Genomic DNA, 18,813 nt, shown 5'->3' on the forward strand with positions numbered 1-18,813 from the left:
CACAGAAATTTCTGTTGCTGTACAATAATGAAAGCTATCTGTTTGACGAGCAGCTAGCACCGCAAGGCGGAATTCAAAATTCAAAATTCAAAATTCAAAATTAAGATAAACTAAGCATTTTGTTGATTTTGAATAGTCTGTTTATTTACGCCGTGCTGTACTAGTTATCCTATCTGCAAAAGCTAAATGCTTTTTTTGGAATTAACACCACACACAATAAGTAAAGGATGAAGGATAAAGGCTAAAGGCTAAAGGGTGAATCTCATACTATTCGGTTAAGTGTTTTGAACCCAAAATTGGTTTTGGGAAAATGTTAAAGGTTAAGGGTTAAAGGCTTATTTTTTCCCTTTTCCCATTCCCCTGTTTCTCCTTAACTGACAAGTATTGAGGGTGAATCATATTTCACACTTCAACCTACACAATTGATCAAGCAGTGATTTTGAAAATCCTAGACAACGCCCGACTCTTGATATTGTGGTAGCAAGTCAATGACGTTGTTGAAATTACTAAAATAGTCTTGAAGCGCTGTAGCAGCTTGACCTGTGAATTCTAGCCATTCGTAATGATAGATATTTTGGGCAACTGCATCCCACTGAAGCAAGGGAAACTTAGGAGTAGCTATTAGGACAGAAACGCTCTTTTCTCCCAAACTAGTTTGACTATCTAAGTTGATTGCAGCCACATAGCTGGTGTTAATGACAACGTTCTGTATCTTGATAAATGTCATAGCCAGTTTCAGCTTCCAGGATAATGTATTTTATGCAATTCGCCCGATAGAAGTTGACAAGTTCGTTACAGAAAAAACCTCAATTTCACTCCGAATAGATGCAGTAATTTAAACATTAATCGAGCCTTCGTTAAGGTGGTAACAATGCCGCTGGCTTTAGTTATTTCTTTCATGCTCTCAAGAAAATAACTGATTTACCTGCCGCTTTGAAAGACTTGAATTAATACAAACACTAGCACAATTTGCATCGCACGAAGCATCGGTTTAAAGGAATTTAAGAAAAAAAATTGAGTGTTGCTGACAAAAAGATTTGATTAAGGCTAAAGCACGAGTGTCAGCTTTAGCCTTGTTGATCAACTTCATATTCACTTGCTGATTGGCTAGATATTGATTAAATAACAATTACAATAATCACCGTAATAAATAAGTTAAATAGATAACGTTGTCATTGGTACAAAGATTGTATGAAGCCTTAACCGTATTTTTTTCAACATAACATCATATTTACCCAAAATTTTTTGATGTTTTATCAAGATAATTCAACTTAAACAAATAATAAGTGCTTTATAAAGCAAACGTTAATTTTGATAAAAGTGCATTATAAACAGATGGGGGTTGGGGACTGGGGATTGGGGATTGGGGATTGGGGATTGGGTAATGAGTAATGAGTAATGGGTAATGGGGAATGGGTAATTGGTAATTGGTAATTGGTAATAATACCAATTTGAAAAAATAATGCGACAAATTGTAGGGGCAAGGCAATGCCTTGCCCTCTTGCCTTTAAAATAATTGATGTGTTGCAAACATTGTAGGGGTTATCGGTTGAGTCCACACAGTCTTAAGGGCACGGCAGTGCCGATGCCCCTACAGGTGACGATATAATTTTGTCTGGCATCCAACACCAGAAGCGCTATTTTTGACTTGGTATTAGATTCTTGGCGGTGCGTTGCGCTGCGCGACAACACACCCTACATTTACGGCGAATTACGAATTATTTAATAACGCTGCAAGGGATTGAGGGTCAGCAATACCCCGCAGGATAGCGGAGATAATCATAGACTGTTCCAAATTTAACGGCTCGCACAGTATATTCTCATCTCGCTCGTCGGCTAAGATACGACGGATGGCAGCAACAAGATTTTGCGAACCTTCTGCGGCATTCTCCAACTCAATTTCTAACTGTTCCCTGATTTCTGCATTATCCACAGCATCTACTACCCATGCAATAAACTGCCCATGTTGCCGCAACTCATACTGTGTTCCCGCAAACGCCGCTTTTGCTTGCCTTGCTTGGCGACGATATTCTTTAGCTTGGGTGCTGTCGCCCTGTTTGTCGGCAATATCTGCCAAGATGCCATAGGTGTTCCAAATCACAGCCGCAGCTGGGTCTAAAGTTTTGTCGATGGCTAATGCTGATTCTGCCAATTGTCGGGCTTCGCTGAGGCGGTGGGGTTGGTTTTGTAATATGAAAGCGAGGTTATTTAATACTAGAGATGCATTTGCTTGATTTTCTAATTTTTGAAATTGCTTCAAAGCCTTACGAAACCAAGCTTCCGCCTCTCCCAGGTTGCCAGCAAGTGCATTGAGGTTGCCTAATTGACCCCAAGTACTTGCTGCATCTGCCAGATTTCCTAGAGATTCATTAATTTGTGCTGATTTTCGGTAGGCATCTTCCGCAGCGTCCCACTGCTTGCCTTGTTCGTACACCATACCCAGTTGATGCCAAGCCGTGGCTTCTAGTGCTGGCTCTTTGAGTGGGCGGAAAGTAGTCAGTGCTTCACGGTAACGCTGTTCTGCTTCTCGGAGGTTGCCTTGCAGCATAGCTAGAGTGCCGAGTTGAAAATTTGATACCGCAGCCCCCCGAAGGTCGCCAACTTCTTTATTAATAGCTAATCCTGCTTCATAAGCAATCCGTGCCTCACCATAGTCTCCCATATCCGTCAGCGCATTTGCCAAGTCAGCCTGCAAAGTTATTATCAGCTTCTTGACATCATCAAACTGTTCCAACTGCTGCGCCACTGCCAACCCCTGGCGGTAAATTTCTGCTGCTTGTGCTGTTTGTCTTTGCAAAAACAAGCACCGCCCCAGTGTTAACAAAGTATTAAAGCGTTTATAACTTAGTTGCTCGCCCAACTCTGCTAGTATCTCATTAAACACCTGCGCTGCTTCTTGATAGCGACCTGCGTTGAATAATTGCTTGCCTGAACTAGTACGGCTGAGAAACCATCTATCAGAACCGACTTCCACAGTCAACTGAGCAATTCGTTGATTTAATCTAGTGCGATCGCGGTTAAGTCCAAATTGGCCAAGAAATTTGTTTACGATGTCAACAAACTCTACTGCCCATTCTGCACCTGCATTCAACGCGCCATCAACTGCATAAAGTAAATTCGGTAATTCTTGTTGGGCAACGGCACGAACTGCATGAGGATTTTTGCTATCGTCATAATACAAATAGCCAGAAAGTCCATAATACCACTCTTGATAACGAGCAAGCAGTTCTGTTTGTGCTTTGTCTGATAAGCGCGGCCACAAGGCAGGGGCTAAGGAGGGGTGAAATTTGAGAAAAGGCCCATCAACTTGAATTAACCCAGTGGCTTCTAAGGCTGGGCGCAAAGTTTGCCACTGTGACTCAGATATTTCTGTAATCCCTAGCAAGATAACTTCTAACGCCCCGCCCTGAAACACGCCTAAGCGAGGCAACAACTGCATTGCTTCAGCATCCAACCGTTCTAAAGATAAATTCAACGATGCTAATAGGGGATTATCTGGTGTTTGGGCAATCAAGGTTTCTAAGCGTTGTCCCAATTCTGCCGGACGGCGACTTTCCAACTGTTTCGCTAACAAACCAATGGACAGGGGATGAAAATCCACCAGTTTAAATAATTCCAACAATACTTCGCGTTTAGGTGGGTCAAATTTGGGTGCTGGCGGCAGTTTAATCAAACTCTGGAAATACGCTAGGGCATCTTCTTGTCCCAAACCTCGCAAAGATAAGGAGATATGTTTGCGGCTGCCTTGTGTGGGATAATCGGGATGGTGAAAATCTGGTGTGCGCGTGGTAAGTAATACCCGACATTCCCCAACCTCAGACCACTGTTTTGCCACGGTTAACAGTTCTCGTAGAGGTTCGGCTGGCAAGGTTTCTAAGTTATCTAAAATCAGCAATGTAGCTTGCTTACGCAACGCCTGAGTTGCCGCCGCCCCATCAATTAAACTCTCGTCTAACACTGTCGCCAGGGTGCTAACTGCCAAGCCTACAGCATCCACACCACCAAAAGCGGCATAATCCACAAAACAAACTTTCTCAAACATCCCCGTGCGGTGTAACCAGCGTCCTGCTTCCTGGACAAGATAGGTTTTTCCCTGTCCACCAAAACCCGATACTGTGAGGCGGCGCGTTCCCTGCACAAACCAGCGTTCTATCTGCCACAATTCCCGGCTACGACCGAAAAATCCAGCTTCTTGTAAATCCGGCAAGTTTCCCCATTTTGGTGTCTCGCCGCTTTCTTGGTTGTTCAAGTCTTGCTGCTGCAATAACGGCGTATCCCCAGCCGCTTGATACAAGGCAGGTAAAAACCAATCTTGCAATTTTAACTGTACTCGTTGCTCACCCCGTTGCCGTTCTCCCCGTTGTTGGTTGAGATACAAGTCTCGCCGCGCATTATCTAATGCTTCACCCATACCAGCACCAGATACTAAACCCTGATAAAATTTAGCAAACAGTTGTTGGGTAGTTGTGACTAATACCGAATGAGTCATTGCCAAGACTGTGGGAATACCTGCATGGGTTAACCTAGCGGCTACACTACCCATTGCATCTTCTCCATCTTCCCCACCCATCGCCGCCGACTGACAGGCAGACAAAACAATTAACCCCACTTTTTGCCGATTCAGCATATCACCCAAGGTTTCGGCAGTAATTAGGGCTTTTTTTCCTTCTTTATCCTCAAATAACAAGTAACCTATATTGCCGCCGTTTTCATTCCCGCCTTTAGTTAGTCCCCCCGGATCGCTATGTTTAGCCTGTTCCTGGAAACGCCCATCTAAATCAAATACCCCATGACCATCAAAATGCACAATATCAACAGGGGGTTTGCGGGAGTCTTCTAGCCGCGCTACTAAATTATCTAAGGTGGCTGGACGCAAAAATTCTACCTCAACTCTTCCGGCTGCTGCTTGTTGAATGGCGTTCAACACTGCCATTGCTTCACCACGGGGGTCAATAAATCCCGCATCACTGGGACGACTGACGACAAACAATAACCGCAAACAATCTTTGACTTGCACTTTAAACGGTCTGCGTCCACCCCCTGCACCAGCCAAGCGGCGACGAATCGAAATGCGGGGATTTTCGTGAAACAAATAAGTACCTTGTGGGTCGCATAACAATTCCCAAGGCAGCGATAAAATTGCTGGATGATTGGCGCTGATGGTTAATAAGCGTCCTGGTTGATTTTCATCTTGAAAATAATTAAACAGCCGTTGAGCAGTCCGATGTTGAAAAACCGCATTAAATAAATCTTCGCCCCATTGCCGGAATTTTTTTGCTATCCCTTGTGCCCGTTTATCGTCTACATCCGTGGTGTAACGTGCCGCATAAGTTTCTAAGTACCAGCGAATCTCTTCTCTGTCTGCTGCACTCAACGGTGAGGCAAAATCCAGCCTCTCAGTTTCTTGCCCATCAAATGTTACAATGACTTGATTATTCTCTGGGAAGCGGAGATTTAATTCCATAGCTGGCGGTTTGGGCGTGGAAGGTTATTTGAGATAATACAAACTTTTGAGCCTAAATTCCGTAAAAATGCTAGGCGATCGCGTTTCCTTATATTCTAGAGGGCATGGCAGTACCCAGTGGGGTTAATTGAACGTGAAAAGCGCTTGGTTGCAAGGTTTTGCCCTCACCCCCAGCCCCTCTCCCTCAGGGAGAGGGGGGCAAGAGATAGAGATTTAGTTCCCCTTCTCCCTGCGGGAGAAGGGGTTAGGGGATGAGGGCGTGAGGTATTTGTACAACGCCCGCCAATAACAGAAGCCACTATCGTTAAGTCAATAGTGGCTTTGCTCAACTCAATAGTGGCTTTGCTCAACTCAATAGTGGCTTTCCTTAACTCAATAGCGGCTATTCTCAACTCAATAGCGGCTTTTCTTAACTCAATAGTGGCTTTTCTTAACTCAATAGCGGCTATTCTCAACTCAATAGTGGCTATCCTTGACTCAATAGCGGCTTTTCTTAACTCAATAGTGGCTATCCTTGACTCAATAGCGGCTTTTCTTAACTCAATAGTGGCTATCCTTGACTCAATAGTAAATGTAGGGTGTGTTGTCGCGCAGCGCAACGCACCGTCAAGAATCTAAGGTGCGTTAGCCTACGGCATAACACACCCTACTGTTAATTTATATTTCTTCATATACATTGAATTTTTCTCACCGACTTACTTAATTAGATACCGAAATATTACTGATATTAGCTGAAAATTATATGTTCAAAAACTGCTATTTATGCTGAACCAGATTTTGATTTAATTAAGGCAAGCTATGTCTAGAATTATTTAAACAGGGCAATTTTATGAGTCGCAAAAAACGTAAATCCAGCGTTTTGGAAAAAGTTAAGTCAAGAGCAGATGGGATGAAATTGATCGATCCAACTCTGAAACTGGATGATGATTATAGTCTGGACAAACTGCTGGAGTCAATGGAACAGTTACGTAATAAACTCGAGGTTCATAATAACGCTCTGGCTTTAGCTGATTCTTCTTTAACTGAAGTTGAAGAGATGGAGAAAAATTTGAATAAACTTTCTCAAAAAATGCTAATGCTAATTGCTATTAAGTACGGCACAGATAGCCCCCAATATGAAACAGCAGGTGGTGTTCGAGATAGCGATCGCATCCGCAAAATGAGGTCTAGCCGCTTGAAAAATGTTGCACAACAAGCATCAGATAATAATAGTAAAAGCGCGAATGTTACTGCATAGAATAAGACTGTTGGTCAATTCACGTTTTATTATGGAATATGAACCCTCACCCCTACCCTCTCCCTCAGGGAGAGGGAGTAAAGAAAAAGAACAAGAACAAGAGAATCAACAACAATATAAAAATAACTCTTATCCCCCTCTCCCTCAGGGAGAGGGGCTAGGGGTGAGGGCAGAAATTGCGGAATTAGCAGGTAGCAACCGACAAATTCCCGATGTATTATTAGAACGCGCTCGCGAATTAAGAAAACAAGAAACACCAGCAGAAAAAATATTGTGGGAATGTTTAAGAAATCGACGTTTATTAAATAAAAAATTTCGCAGGCAACATAATATTGATAGATATATTGCTGATTTTTATTGTCACGAGAAATTACTAATCATCGAGGTAGATGGTAGTATTCATGCAAGTCAGCAAACTGAAGATTATATTAGAGAAAACTGGTTGCTATCTCACCAATTTACTGTGATTCGCTTTAGTAATGAGCAAATATTTAATGATATCGAGTCAGTTTTACATACAATTGCTCAAGCCCTCATCCCCTAACCCCTTCTCCCTGAGGGAGAAGGGGAACTGAGCAATGGTAGACTCTGATGACAGATGTTGTTGAAATAGCTGAAAACTGCTGCTGTCTCTGCGTCTTTTATCATCCTATCTTCTGACATCGCTTTCCTGTCCATTTCTCCCAGCGCGCAATTCCTCGGCTGATTAACTCCGGTTGCTCGTCGCCGATAAAACAAATTCGCCCCATCCTTTCGCAAGCAATTAGAACTTCACCATTCCCCATGAAAGGCGCAATTACAAAATTATTGGGACTGGTATATAAATTAATTAAGTAATTGACGATTGCTTCTACACCTTCAAGATTAATTGCTGTTTGTGGCTGGGATAGAGATTGATGAGAAAAAACTCCTACATAGATATTTCCTAACAGTAATTCGTACTGAAAAGGCATTTGATTATGCCTATAGAATTCGTAAATTTGCCCTTGCGATCGCAGTACCGCTACAACCCGCGCTTCCCCAACCAAATAATTATGGTTCCAAGTTGAGGAAAAAGTTGCGATCGCCAATGCTGCATCTGAGGGTAGCAGGTTCATGAAATCCTGCTTGGAAGTATCGCCACAATATACCAAATGTCGCCCCAGCATCAATTCTTCGCCCACTGTTACCTTGATAGCTGAGTTCGCTAATTTCTCGCCTGACTCCTCTGAGGGACGCTGGTTTTTCTTGATCAGTAACTTTGCTTCTTTCTCTGCCAAAGCACTGTTGTAGGCTAAAATCTGTAAATCTTTTTGCTGATTTCGCGCCTCAGTTAGCAATTTCGCTTGTTTTTGTGCTGCTTGGATATCTCCTTGCGTCTGGGCTAATTCCAGCGCCTGTTGTGCGGCTTCTGCTACAGCACGTTCCTGGCTACCAGCTCTAGCTATCTTCAATAAAACCGTGGGACTTTCTGCGATCGCAGTCCCCTTAATCATTTGTTTGACATCGGGGTGAATCCCTTTGGCTATCTGCTTTCCATGTTGAAAAGTGCGCTCAGAGTAGCCAGCTTCCTTTGCTAACTCCACAGTTCGTTTTTGAGGTAGTGAAATCATTTCACCACCTTTGAGAGTATGTTGATTATCTCCCGCCTTCGCCCGCAATCCCATACGTTCTAGAATGCGATCGCGCTCTAACCATAATTCCGAGCGTTCTAGCGGTTCTAGCTCATTGCGGATTAAATTCTCATCAATTTCCGCCAAACGCGCTTGATCTGGCCCTTGGTAAGCCACAATATTACACGCGATCGCATCTAACCCCAACAGCTTACAAGCCGTCAACCGATGCAATCCCGCAATCAAATTCAGCTTTTGATCCACCGTAATCGGATTCAACAGACCATTAGCCTTAATTGATTCCTTTAACTCATTCACCTTATCACCCTTAATCGGGCGACGATTGCAACCAACGAGAATCTGATTTATTGGCACAATAGGCATAACTACTGTTCTTCAGTGCAGCCAGTCAAAACACCAACCATAGCATTAAGATATCAATAGTCAAGGGGAATGGGGCATTGGGCATTGGGCATCGGGCATGGGTAATTGGTAATCGGTAATCGGTAATTGGTAATTGGTAATTGGAATAGGAATATCTCCCAGTCCCCAGTCCCTAATCCCCAGTCCCCAATCCCCAGTCCCCAATCCCCAATTTCCCAGACTGTCTAATGGTACACAAATGAATTAACAGTAATTGATTGATAATATTAATGTGAATTGATTAGCCATAATATTTGAGAGCTAAATGAGGAAAATTATACCATTTTGAAAAAAGAACGCGACAGATGAGTAGGGGCACGGCACCAGTAAGATATTTGATATGCCAAAAGATTGAGGATGCCGTGCCCTTACAAAGAATTTATCTGTCGCAAACATTATTTGAATTGGTATTACTTAGTGTATATTAATCGTTTCCTCGTCATTTGTTCGAGATATTGTGGAGATTCAATAACAAATAAGACAGTGAAAACTGATTGACAAGCTAAAGTGTTTTTGCAATACTTTAACAAAGCTTTATCCTAGTTTTCTAGTCATATCAATCAGCGCTACATTATTTGGGAGAATTTTTTGTTGCTAGCGCTACTTATTTCTTAAGTTACGGGGTTTGTTGACTGTAGAAGATAAAACTAAGGATGCTTAGTAGTAGCGTAATTAGCAATTAAGCTAAACCAAATTTAGTTTGCATATCTATAGCAAAGTGCTGAGTATAAAACTAGTTGATTTAAGGCTTTGAGCAATCAACACCATTCAGCAACAGATGCAAGAGTACAAAATTATATCGCGAGGTGTAGGGGCGGCAGTGCTCACCTGTGTCAACTTAATGTGAAACCCGCTTGGTTGCAATGTTTTGCCCTCACCCCCAGCCCCTCTCCCTCAGGGAGAGGGGAGCAAGAGATTCAATTCTCCTTCTCCTGGGGGAGAGGGGAGCAAGAGATTCAATTCCCCTTCTCCTGGGGGATAAGGGAGCAAGAGATTCAATTCCCCTTCTCCTGGGGGATAAGGGAGCAAGAGATTCAATTCCCCTTCTCCCTGAGGGAGAAGGGGTTAGGGGATGAGGGCGAGGTATTTGTACAACACCCGCCGTATATAGCTTTTAGCTTAAGTTTACACCTCTGGGCAGTGCCGTACCCTGACGGATATACTGCCTGAATCCTTGTCTCTCGCCGAGTTTTATAGGCATTATTGGCGTTGCTTTAATTCATATTTAGTGCTTCTACACGGAGAATATCGGCTTGTAACGAATAATCTTTCTAAGCATAAAAGCGTAAAAAAATTACCTACAACTAATCAGACTTATCTCATGTTTGACAGTCGAATAAAGGATGAAGGATGAATCTTGAGGTGAGATACAAATTAGTATTTAAAAAGCTGATTTTATCTCATATAAGCTAACTAGGTTACCAATTAATTTACTTCATATCATCCTGAACTTTTAGACTGAGTTTAAACAGCATAAAGTGGGATACGTCGAATGTAATCAAGTGAGATAGACCTTTAAATTATTCCCCCGACACAGCAAAACTGGAATAAAAATATGACAGCAAACAAGGAAAATCCGTTATTCTCTAAACCTATTCATCGGTGGCAAATTGTTTTAGGAGTTTCTGTCATCTTAGCTACTGGGTTAGCATCTTTTTACGGTTTATCAACATTATTCTTTCGCTCTAATCTTTACACTCGCCCAACTAATACCCCTACAAAACCTGCACCTGCAAAAGTTGCGATTACGGCTTTAGGACGTTTACAGCCAGAAGGCGAAATTACTTATTTGTCTGCACCTAATTCTATTAACGGTGTACGAGTTGAAAAACTCTTGGTTAAGGAAGGAGACAAGGTACAGGCTGGACAAGTTTTAGCTTACCTGGAAGACTACAATCGCGCCACAGCAGCTTTGCAACAAGCTTTAGACAAACTGCAAGTAGCCAAAGCCCAACTAGCGCAGGTAAAATCTGGTGCGAAAACTGGAGATATTGACGCGCAAAAAGCAACGATCGCGAGTTTACAATCCCAATTAAAAGGAGATGTTGCAACCCAAGAAGCCACAATTGCGCGTCTCCAGGCGCAGGTAGAAAATGCCAAAACCGAAAACGATCGCTATCAGCAATTGTTCAAACAAGGTGCGATCGCAGCTTCTGTAGGCGATAGCAAAGCACTGCAACTTAAAACCGCACAACAGCAGCTTGAAGAAGCCAAAGCTACCAAGAAACGGACTCAAGACACCCTGCAAAGCCAAATTAAACAAGCACAATCGCAACTTAGCAGTGTCAAAGAAGTACGTCCTGTAGATGTGGAGGTAGCACAAACCCAAGTTAGAAGTGCCACAACTGCGGTCAAACAGGCAAAAGCCGACCTTGATTTAACTTACATTAAATCACCCATCGACGGCACAATTTTGAAAATTCACGCCAGAACCGGCGAAGTAATTGCTACTTCCGGCTTTGCTGAGATAGGTAACATATCTCAAATGTACGTAGTTGCAGAAGTCTACCAAACCGATATTCAAAAAGTTCGTAAAGGTCAAAAAGTGACCATTACCAGCCCAGCCATTGTAGGAAAATTGCAAGGAACCGTAGCAGATGTAGGTTGGCAAGTTGAGAAGCAAAGTATCTTCAGCCTCAACCCCAGTTCCGACACCGACCGCAAAATTATCGAGGTCAAAATCTGCATAGACGATCCAAAAGAAAGTGCCAAGGTATCACGCCTCACTAACTTACAAGTGGATGTAGCAATTCATATTTAGTTATTGGGCATGGGGCATGGGGCATTGGGCATTGGGCATCGTTCAGCACCCAAAGAAAAACCCCAATTACCAATTACCCATTACCAATTACCCATTACCAATTACCAATTACCAATTACCAATTACCAATTACCAATTACCAATTACCAAACACCAAACACCAAATAACAATCCATAACAGAATTCATGAATTTTAAGATTCCTTTAGCATGGCTACAATTAGTCCAGCAAAAAGTTCGTTTTCTGGTGGCTGTAGCGGGGATTGCTTTTATTGTGCTGCTGATGTTTATTCAGCTAGGTTTCCAAGATGCACTTTATTCTAGTGCTACCGCAGTACATCAAAGCTTGAAAGGAGATTTGTTTGTAGTTAGTTCTCAATACAAATCTTTGACCTCCAATCAAAGCTTTTCTCGGACTCGTTTATATCAAGCTTTGGGGTTTGATGGTGTTGAGTCTGTTAGCCCCATGTATGTGCAATTTGCCAAATTGAAAAACCCAGTAAATAATGAGAAATATTCAATTTATGTTATTGGGTTTGATCCAGGCAGATCTGTTTTAAATATCCCAGAGGTTGAAGAGAATTTAGATAAGCTCAAAATTACGGACATGATGCTGTTTGACAGAGATTCACGTTCCGAGTTTGGGCCGATTCCAGAAAGATTTGATCAAGGACAAACAGAACAAACTGTTGAAATCTTCCCCTTTAATTCCTTAATTGGTTATCGCGTTAGAGTTGCAGGCTTATTCAGTTTGGGGCCTTCCTTTGGCGTAGATGGTAACTTAATTGTTAGCGATTCAACTTTTCTCAGAATCAATCCCAACACCCGCCCTGCAGAAATGATTGACGTGGGTGTGATTACCTTAAAACCAGGTACAGACGCTAATAAGGTGCTGAAAGATTTACAAGCATCCTTACCTAATGATGTGCAAGTTTTTACATACCAAGGTTTCATTGATTTTGAGAAACAATATTGGGCTGTGAGAACCCCAATCGGTTTTATTCTCAGCTTGATGCTAACAATGGCTTCTGTGGTAGGTGTAGTAATTGTTTACCAAATTCTTTACAGCAACATTGCTACACAATTTGTTGCTTATGCAACATTAAAAGCTATGGGTTATGCCAATAGATATTTATTAAATGTTGTCTTTCAACAAGCTTTGATATTGGCAGTTTTAAGTTATATACCCGGATTTATCTTTTCCGTGCTGCTATATGATTTTGCCATGAAAGCTACAAAGCTGCCGATTGTGATGACATTTAATAATGCGGCATTAGTCTTTGTGTCAGCCACATTAATGTGTTTAACTTCAGGGTCTTTAGCTATCAACAAACTTCGTTCCGCAGACCCAGCTGATATTTTCTAATTCTTGTTCTTGTCTGTGTCTTTGTTCCTCTGTGCTAGATAAATTATTTTCTCAATACATAGGCACTCATACTAATTTGTTATGAAGCTGCATAGAATTCGATCCCCCCTAGCCCCCCTTATTAAGGGGGGAACCAGAAAAAATCTATCAAAGTCCCCCTTTTGAAGGGGGATTTAGGGGGATCTAGATATTTGCAACTTCACATTAAATTGGTATCAGCTAAAACAGATATTCATTACCTAATCACTTTGTTAAGTAGTCAACAGTCAACAGTTAACAGTTAACAGTCAACACCATTATCCCTTCATCAATTATCTCTGCTTTATGAACTTTGAAAATAAAACGATTCTGATTACCGGAATTGACGATTTTATTGGCTATCGTGCGGCTGAGTTAGCCATAGCCAAGGGAATGAAAGTCAAAGGACTACAAAGTTCTGGTACTCAGGATACAAAAGCAAAAAATTTAGGCGTTGAGGTGATTGTTGGTAAAATTAACGATGCCAAAACTGCTCAAAAAGCTTGTGAAGGAGTAGACATCGTTTTACATACCGCTCAACTTGCTCAAGAAGCTGGCCCTCTCAAAGATTTTCGTGAGGTAAATGTTGACGGAACCATCACAATGGCGAAAGCAGCCAAAAGTGCTGGTGTCAAAACCTTTGTGCATCTTTCTAGCGTATTGGTGTATGGGTTTAATTATAGCGATCGCGTCACTGAATCCGAGCCGCTAGCTGAAGAAAGCAACCCCTACTGTCAAACCAAAATTGAAGCAGAAGTTGCATTATTACCACTCAATAACCCGCCAGATTTTGGTGTAATTGTAATTCGTGCCGGCGATGTTTACGGGCCAGGATGTATCCCCTGGGTAGCGCGTCCGGTTCATTTTATGCGCCAAAAATTATTCGCTTATGCTAGTGATGAACATGGCGTAATCAATCATGTATATGTTGATAATTTGATTGATGCTATTTTCCTAGCTATCGAAAAAGAAACCTACGGCGAAATCTTCAATATCACCGACGGACAAAACACTTCCTGGAAAGAGTATTTTACCCGTTTAGCCGCAATATCTGGTTCACCTGAACCCATGTCTATTGGTAAAGACGAAATCAAATTATTTTTGAAATTGCGCGCTCAAGGACAAAAGCTATTTCGCAAAAAAGCCGATATTCTTCCAGAGTCTATAGATTTTATGACTCGTCCTTACGCTTGTTCGATTGAGAAAGCCCAAAGTCTCTTAAATTATGCACCAAAAATTAATTTGGAAGATGGCTTAAAAATTACTAAAGAATGGCTAGAAAAAACAGACCTGCAAAACCTAATGAAATAGTCTAACAGTGCTGAGTCCTTAACCTTCAGGACTCAGCATTCAGCACTCAGCACTACCAAAACTTATGAGTAATTCTCTGCGGCGCTTAAGCATTGGACTCCCTGTATATAACGGCGAGAAATTTATCCGCGAGTCCATAGATTGTATTTTGAATCAAACATTCCAAGATTTTGAATTAATTATTTCTGATAACGCCTCTACAGATAATACCGAAGAAATTTGTAGAGAGTATGCTGCTAAAGATAACCGTATCCGCTATTACCGTAACGCCACAAATATCGGTTGCGCTCGAAACTTTAATCGTGCTTTTGAATTGTCTACAGGCGAATATTTTAAATGGGTAGCCTATGACGATTTACACGCACCAGATTTTATCCAAAAATGTATAGAAATACTTGACCAAGACCCAACAGTAGTTTTGTGTCATTCCCATACATATTACATTGATGAACAGGGAAAATTTATCCAAACCTACGATATTAAATTTAAAACTGATTCATCAAAACCACAAGAACGTTTTCAAGAGTTGCTAACCAAGCATTACTGTTATCAAATATATGGTGTAATTCGCGCCGATGCTATCAGAAAATCTCCATATATTATTGGATGTGGAGCAGCAGACGCAATTTTTTTATTAAGAATTGCCTTACTTGGCCGTTTTTATGAAATTCCCGAATATCTCTTTTTTGCTCGTAGCCATCCCCAACAATCAATGAGTATGTTTTTACCAAACTACTTATTGGCTAACAGCAATAATCAAAAAGAATTACTCAGCGTGTTACCAGATTTCTATGGTTATGCTGTGTGGTTTGATACAGCAAATGCCGGAAAAATTATCTTCCCACATTGGAGAATTTTAGGGGAAGTTTTGCTGTCAATTTGGAAATCACCTTTAAATTGGCAGGAAAAATTATCATGCTTGCTCGGGATGCCAAAACGTTTACAAGGAACTGAATATTTATTGTTTAAAGACTTACAGCTAGCTGCTCAAATTCTATGGAAAAACCGCCAAAACTTTTATCAACGTTTCTCAGTTTTGAGCGGCGGTTAATTACTTCCCAATCATACCATTTGAGGAGACTCATACATGATGTTAAAACTATCTAAAATTACAGCCTTAGCGATCGCAACTTTCGCCAGCCTCACCTCCATTCAGCTTGTGAATGCTGCACCAGCGCAAAACCTGACTGTGGTAGTTAATGGTATCAAACACCAAAAGGGACAAATTTGTATCGGAGTTTACTCTCAAGACAAAGAGAAAGGATTTCCTTCCAATACTTCCAATGTATTGCAAGGTGTTTGTAAAAAAATTACAGGTAGCACCTTAAAACACCAATTCTCCGGCTTAAAGCCTGGAAATTACGCTGTCGCCATCGTTGACGATCAAAATGGCGATCGCAAAGTCAATAAAGACTTTTTCGGTATTCCCACTGAAGGATTTGGTATTTCCAATAACCCTACAGTATCCATCCAAACTGGAACACCCAAATTCCGCGATGCTAGTTTTGCAGTCAACAAAAACACCACCGTCAACATCACAGTGAAATATTCCCTTGATCCCTAATACAGCTGGCGTAGGGTGTGTTGTCGCGTAGCGCAACGCACCACATGAGGACATACTACCCAGCAGATCCCCGACTTCTTGGAGAAGTCGGGGATCTAAACCCCACTTAAGCAATTCACGGTGCGTTACGCCGGAGGCTAACGCACCCTACAAATTACAAAATTTGTAATTAATTACGAATTACGAATTACGAATTACGAATTGATATGGCTCATCACCGCTTCTTGAGGAGGCTTTACAATTAATGCCAGATTTGGTCAAATTTCTGTGTAACTCGTTGTTGGGTTGGCTGGCGATTCAGGTATGTTTAACCCTGGTGTTTTTGGTGTCTCTGAATCCAAGCCAGAAGAACTTGTTACCAGATGACCAGTTACCCAAAACAGCGGTGATTCTCTGTCTACGTGGAGCAGATCCATATCTCAGACAATGTTTGCGTGCTTTACTCAAACAGAACTACCCCAACTATGATTTAAAGGTTGTTGTCGATCATCAAGAAGACCCAGCTTGGAACATTGCTGTTGAAACCATCCAAGAACTAGGTGCAGTTAATGTTGAAATTAGCGCATTGCGAACAATAAACAACAATTGCAGTCTCAAGTGTAGTTCTCTAGTCCAAGCAGTCTCGGAATTGGATGATTCCTATAAAGTAGTCGCTTTAGTGGATAGCCATACTGTCGTTCATCCTAATTGGCTGCGCGAATTAGTTAACCCCTTATCCCATCCCAAGGTAGGAGCAACCACAGGTAACCGTTGGTATGTACCCACAGGGAAACACTGGTGGTCTTTAGTACCTTATATAGCTAACGTCTCCTTAGTTATACAGATGTATCTGTTTGGTATACCTTGGGGCGGGACTTTAGCTATTAAAACTGAAGTCATTCAGCAAACGGGACTGCTTGATAAATGGAGCCGTGCTTTAAGCGAAGACATCATGATTAGTAGTGTCTTACGCAAGCATAGGATGCGGGTAAAATTTGTACCTTCCTTATTAATGCTGAATCGGGAAGAATGCGATTTACCAACCTTAAGAGAGAATATTGAGCGTCAACTCACTTTTTCTCGGCTTTATCATCCCCAACCATCAGCAATTATTGGCGATACTTTTTCCAGCATATTGCAGCCGACGCTCGTCTTGATGTGCTTGCTATGGGCATTATTTACTTCACAATGGGATAATTTCGTCTTTTTGCTGGCGTGTTATAGCAGCTATACCTTTGGATTACTTTGGCTCATGCTGATTTTAGAGCATGGAGTACAGCAAATAATTCGCGATCGCCATCAAAAACCAACACCAATTTCATTTCCCACCATCATCAAACTCCTCATTGGAATTCCCCTAACTCAATGGCTTTATGGGTTAGGAATGTTGTCTTCTTTGAGAATGTCTACAATTAACTGGCGTGGTATCACCTACCGCATTTCCGGCCCTTGGAATATTCGGTTAGTGGAGTACCGGAAGTATCGGTGAGGGGGGATGAGGAGGCAGGGGGGCAGGGGGAGAATAAATTACCAATGCCCAATTACCAATTACCAATTACCCATTACCCATTACCCAATGCCCAATGCCCAATGCCCCATGCCCCATTGCATTGAGAATTTTCCAGAAATCTTTGCTGCGTAAATCCTAAAACCAGCACTTTCATGGAATCTTCTAGGTGAGCAAACATGAACGATTTGGCGAGATTGTTGTCTCAGATTGTACTGGGATGGCTGGCCATTCAGGTATTGTTAATTCTTGTTTTCTTGTGGAATTTGCGTTCTAATCAGGGGAAATTATTGCCAGATGACAAGTTACCCAAAACTGCGATCGTTCTTTGTTTGCGGGGTGCAGATCCTTTTCTGCCTAATTGTTTGCGTGCTTTATTAAATCAGAACTATCCCCAGTATGATTTAAAGCTGATTGTTGATCGTCAAGAAGATCCTGCTTGGAAAATTGCGACTGATACTATCCAAGAGCTAGGTGCAACTAATGTTGAAATTAGCCCTTTGAGAATTATCCGCAAAAACTGTAGCCTGAAGTGCAGTTCTTTACTGCAAGCAGCGTCAGATTTAGATGATTCCTATCAGGTAGTTGCTTTAGTCGATGCTGATACTATCGTTCATCCTAATTGGCTGCGGGAATTAGTCAGCCCTTTAAATAATCCCCATATTGGCGCGACAACTGGTAACCGTTGGTACTTACCTACAGGTAAATATTGGGGTTCTTTAGTGCGCTACATCTGGAATGTATCTGCGGTTGTGCAGATGTATTTATATGGGATTCCTTGGGGTGGAACGCTTGCTGTGAAAACAGAAGTACTGCGTCAAACAGGACTTTTAGATAAATGGAGTAAGGCTTTTGGCGAAGATACTATGATGCGTAGTGTCTTAGGCAAAAATAAATTACGGGTGAAATTTGTACCTTCCTTATTGATGCTGAATCGGGAAGAATCAGATTTACCCAGCTTAAGATACTGGCTGCAGCGTCAATTAATATCTTCGCGTCTGTATCATCCCTGGTGGTTGGCTGTAGTTGGCGACACGATTTTGACTATATTATTGCCAACTCTGCTAATTGTATTGTTCGTAGCAGCATTATTTACCCAACAATGGAACACTGCAGTTTTCTGCTTGAGTTGTTACATTGGCTATATGTTGGGACTTCTCTTGCTGGTCATTGTTTTAGAAAAAGAGATACAGCAAGTCCTGCACCATAATGGTGAACCGATAACAAAACTCGCACCAGCAACCATCCTCAAAATTTTCATTGGGATTCCCTTTACTCAATGGGTTTATGGTTGTGCCATGTTTCTCTCTCTGTGGATGTCAAAAGTCAAGTGGCGGGGAATCACCTACGACATCAAAGGCCCTTGGAACATTCGCCTCCTCGACTATCGCCCTTATAAAATCGTAGACCAACCAAGCGATCGCAAACTTTCTCTTTGATTGGGGGCTGGGGACTGGGGATTAGGGACTGGGGATTGGGGACTGGGGACTGGGGACTAGGGGAAATAAAAAACACCAATTACCCATTACCAATTACCAATTACCAATTACCAATGCCCCATGCCCCATGCCCCATGCCCATTCTCATGAAAT

The 18,813-nt window shown here is 41.9% G+C and carries 13 protein-coding genes and 1 pseudogene; 11 read left to right on the forward strand and 3 right to left on the reverse strand.

Going from position 1 to position 18,813, the window contains the following annotated elements; all coding sequences use genetic code 11:
- Positions 1 to 448 precede the first annotated feature (448 nt).
- Positions 449 to 727, reverse strand: a complete 279-nt coding sequence (locus tag AACU25_RS19960; RefSeq protein WP_045874176.1) for a hypothetical protein — start codon at positions 725 to 727, stop codon at positions 449 to 451.
- Positions 728 to 1,711: 984 nt separating this feature from the next.
- Positions 1,712 to 5,464, reverse strand: coding sequence for a CHAT domain-containing protein (locus AACU25_RS19965; protein WP_096578588.1), 3,753 nt, complete (start codon positions 5,462 to 5,464; stop codon positions 1,712 to 1,714).
- 308 nt (positions 5,465 to 5,772) lie between these two features.
- Between AACU25_RS19965 and AACU25_RS36990 the strand changes: the two are divergent.
- The 3 genes and pseudogenes from AACU25_RS36990 to AACU25_RS19975 form a co-directional block, all read left to right on the forward strand.
- Positions 5,773 to 5,835: pseudogene (locus tag AACU25_RS36990) on the forward strand (hypothetical protein); the annotation flags it as partial.
- A 458-nt stretch (positions 5,836 to 6,293) separates the two neighbouring features.
- A complete protein-coding gene (locus AACU25_RS19970) occupies positions 6,294 to 6,701 on the forward strand; it encodes a hypothetical protein (RefSeq protein WP_096578592.1) in 408 nt (135 codons plus the stop codon).
- A 31-nt stretch (positions 6,702 to 6,732) separates the two neighbouring features.
- Entirely contained in the window at positions 6,733 to 7,245 is a 513-nt protein-coding gene (locus tag AACU25_RS19975) for a DUF559 domain-containing protein (RefSeq protein WP_199347256.1), read from the forward strand.
- A 100-nt stretch (positions 7,246 to 7,345) separates the two neighbouring features.
- Here the strand turns inward: AACU25_RS19975 and AACU25_RS19980 are convergent, their stop codons facing one another.
- Complete coding sequence (locus AACU25_RS19980; RefSeq protein WP_096578594.1) at positions 7,346 to 8,677, reverse strand: ParB/RepB/Spo0J family partition protein; 1,332 nt, start codon at positions 8,675 to 8,677, stop codon at positions 7,346 to 7,348.
- Between the two features lie 1,594 nt (positions 8,678 to 10,271).
- Here AACU25_RS19980 and AACU25_RS19985 point away from each other — a divergent pair.
- From AACU25_RS19985 to AACU25_RS20020, 8 genes are all read left to right on the forward strand, one after another.
- On the forward strand, positions 10,272 to 11,477 hold the full coding sequence (locus AACU25_RS19985; RefSeq protein WP_096578598.1) for an ABC exporter membrane fusion protein: 1,206 nt from the start codon (positions 10,272 to 10,274) through the stop codon (positions 11,475 to 11,477).
- A gap of 9 nt (positions 11,478 to 11,486) precedes the next feature.
- Positions 11,487 to 11,645: an alpha/beta hydrolase gene (locus tag AACU25_RS19990; protein WP_096578600.1), complete on the forward strand. Its 159-nt coding sequence runs from the start codon at positions 11,487 to 11,489 to the stop codon at positions 11,643 to 11,645.
- Positions 11,646 to 11,663: 18 nt separating this feature from the next.
- On the forward strand, positions 11,664 to 12,842 hold the full coding sequence (gene devC, locus AACU25_RS19995) for an ABC transporter permease DevC (protein WP_096578602.1): 1,179 nt from the start codon (positions 11,664 to 11,666) through the stop codon (positions 12,840 to 12,842).
- Positions 12,843 to 13,166: 324 nt separating this feature from the next.
- Positions 13,167 to 14,171, forward strand: a complete 1,005-nt coding sequence (locus tag AACU25_RS20000) for an NAD-dependent epimerase/dehydratase family protein (RefSeq protein ID WP_096578604.1) — start codon at positions 13,167 to 13,169, stop codon at positions 14,169 to 14,171.
- Positions 14,172 to 14,235: 64 nt separating this feature from the next.
- Positions 14,236 to 15,222 (forward strand): glycosyltransferase family 2 protein, encoded by a 987-nt coding sequence (locus AACU25_RS20005; protein ID WP_096578606.1) that lies wholly within the window; start codon positions 14,236 to 14,238, stop codon positions 15,220 to 15,222.
- Positions 15,223 to 15,261: 39 nt separating this feature from the next.
- Positions 15,262 to 15,735: a DUF2141 domain-containing protein gene (locus AACU25_RS20010; RefSeq protein WP_096583894.1), complete on the forward strand. Its 474-nt coding sequence runs from the start codon at positions 15,262 to 15,264 to the stop codon at positions 15,733 to 15,735.
- 244 nt (positions 15,736 to 15,979) lie between these two features.
- Positions 15,980 to 17,203, forward strand: coding sequence for a glycosyltransferase family 2 protein (locus AACU25_RS20015; RefSeq protein WP_096578608.1), 1,224 nt, complete (start codon positions 15,980 to 15,982; stop codon positions 17,201 to 17,203).
- 197 nt (positions 17,204 to 17,400) lie between these two features.
- Positions 17,401 to 18,660: a glycosyltransferase family 2 protein gene (locus AACU25_RS20020; RefSeq protein WP_096578610.1), complete on the forward strand. Its 1,260-nt coding sequence runs from the start codon at positions 17,401 to 17,403 to the stop codon at positions 18,658 to 18,660.
- Positions 18,661 to 18,813: the final 153 nt, after the last annotated feature.

This window comes from Tolypothrix tenuis PCC 7101 (genome assembly GCF_963874875.1).
Classification (GTDB): Bacteria; Cyanobacteriota; Cyanobacteriia; order Cyanobacteriales; family Nostocaceae; genus Aulosira; species Aulosira tenue.

Bases quoted from the DNA above. Each gene is read 5' to 3' on its own strand.
- AACU25_RS20000 (WP_096578604.1), top strand. From the start codon at position 13,167: ATGAACTTTGAAAATAAAACGATTCTGATTACCGGAATTGACGATTTT.
- AACU25_RS20020 (WP_096578610.1), top strand. From the start codon at position 17,401: ATGAACGATTTGGCGAGATTGTTGTCTCAGATTGTACTGGGATGGCTG.
- devC (WP_096578602.1), top strand. From the start codon at position 11,664: ATGAATTTTAAGATTCCTTTAGCATGGCTACAATTAGTCCAGCAAAAA.
- AACU25_RS19960 (WP_045874176.1), bottom strand. From the start codon at position 727: ATGACATTTATCAAGATACAGAACGTTGTCATTAACACCAGCTATGTG.
- AACU25_RS19970 (WP_096578592.1), top strand. From the start codon at position 6,294: ATGAGTCGCAAAAAACGTAAATCCAGCGTTTTGGAAAAAGTTAAGTCA.
- AACU25_RS19965 (WP_096578588.1), bottom strand. From the start codon at position 5,464: ATGGAATTAAATCTCCGCTTCCCAGAGAATAATCAAGTCATTGTAACA.
- AACU25_RS20005 (WP_096578606.1), top strand. From the start codon at position 14,236: ATGAGTAATTCTCTGCGGCGCTTAAGCATTGGACTCCCTGTATATAAC.
- AACU25_RS19975 (WP_199347256.1), top strand. From the start codon at position 6,733: ATGGAATATGAACCCTCACCCCTACCCTCTCCCTCAGGGAGAGGGAGT.
- AACU25_RS19980 (WP_096578594.1), bottom strand. From the start codon at position 8,677: ATGCCTATTGTGCCAATAAATCAGATTCTCGTTGGTTGCAATCGTCGC.
- AACU25_RS20010 (WP_096583894.1), top strand. From the start codon at position 15,262: ATGTTAAAACTATCTAAAATTACAGCCTTAGCGATCGCAACTTTCGCC.
- AACU25_RS19990 (WP_096578600.1), top strand. From the start codon at position 11,487: ATGGGGCATGGGGCATTGGGCATTGGGCATCGTTCAGCACCCAAAGAA.
- AACU25_RS20015 (WP_096578608.1), top strand. From the start codon at position 15,980: ATGCCAGATTTGGTCAAATTTCTGTGTAACTCGTTGTTGGGTTGGCTG.
- AACU25_RS19985 (WP_096578598.1), top strand. From the start codon at position 10,272: ATGACAGCAAACAAGGAAAATCCGTTATTCTCTAAACCTATTCATCGG.